The 1,219-nt window shown below is 66.7% G+C and carries 1 protein-coding gene; it reads left to right on the top strand.

Annotated elements, in window-relative coordinates:
- Nucleotides 1–157 precede the first annotated feature (157 nt).
- A complete protein-coding gene (locus HII36_RS55275) occupies nt 158–1,210 on the top strand; it encodes a glycosyltransferase (protein WP_173531403.1) in 1,053 nt (350 codons plus the stop codon).
- The last annotated feature ends 9 nt before the right edge of the window (nt 1,211–1,219 follow it).

Below are 1,219 nucleotides of genomic sequence, written 5' to 3' on the forward strand. Positions count from 1 at the left end.
CCCCACACCCCTCACCCACCCCGAAAGTTCAGCCGGAGAGTTACGCCGGAGAGGAGCACGAGATGCCCGGAGGCCCACCCACGCTGGGATTCAGCCTGATCATCTACGCCATGGTCGGCCTGGTGACACTGATCGCGCTGAAACTGAGGAGGCGCAGGTGACCCCCACCCTCACCGTGATCATCCCCGCCCACAACGAGGAACACGGCCTCCCGGCGACCCTGCGCTCGATCACGGCCCAGTCCGTCCCACCCGAGCAGATCATCGTCGTGGACGACGGCTCGACCGACCGCACCAGCGAGGTCGCCGCGTCCTTCGGCGTGGCCGTCCTGCGCCCGCCCAGAAACCTGGGCAGCAAGGCGAAAGCCCAGAACCACGCACTCCCCTACTGCCGCACCGACCTGGTGCTGGCCGTGGACGCCGACACGGTCCTGGCCCCCGACTACATCGAGAAGATCAAACCCGCCTTCGACGACCCAGCGGTCACCATCGCGGCCGGGAACGTCCAGACCCACTTCGCCCGCACGGCATGGGAGCGCGGCAGGTCCACCGAATACCTCTTCGGCTTCCACTGGCACCGTCCGATCCAGCAACTCGCCAACAGCCCGATGGTCTGCTCGGGCTGCTGCTCGGTCTTCAGGCGCGAGATGCTGGCGTCCTACGGCGGCTTCCCCGAACGCACCATCGTCGAGGACATGGACCTGACCTGGAGCCAGCAACTGGACGGCCGCCGAGCCGTCTACGTCTCGGACGCCATGGCCTGGGCCGCCGACCCCGAAACCCTGACCTACCTCCGCAAACAGGTTTGGCGATGGATGGCCGGCTTCATGCAGAACGTCCGCCTCCACCTCCCGGCCCTGGTCACCCGCAAACCCATGCTGGCCATCTGGATCATCGTGGCGCTGCTGGAGATCCTGGTGGCCCCGCTCTGGTGGGCGACCCCCTTCGTCCTCACCTTCGCCCTGCACGAACCGGTGGCCACCACCATGTCCTGGTGGGCCGGCGCAGACCTCCTCCTCACCGTCCCCGCACTGCTCTACGCCGCAAAACGCCGCCGCCTCCCCGTACACCGCGTCCTGTACAACCTGCCCTTCGTGTACCTGAACAAGGCCGTGAACCTGTACTACGCCTGGAAGGCTCTGATCGTGGAGTTGATCATGGTCCCCCTCCACCTCTCCCGCGGCCTCCTCATCTACGAAAAGGGCCGCTAACACCCCCAC

It is taken from the genome of Nonomuraea antri (genome assembly GCF_013283785.1).
Lineage (GTDB): Bacteria > Actinomycetota > Actinomycetes > Streptosporangiales > Streptosporangiaceae > Nonomuraea > Nonomuraea antri.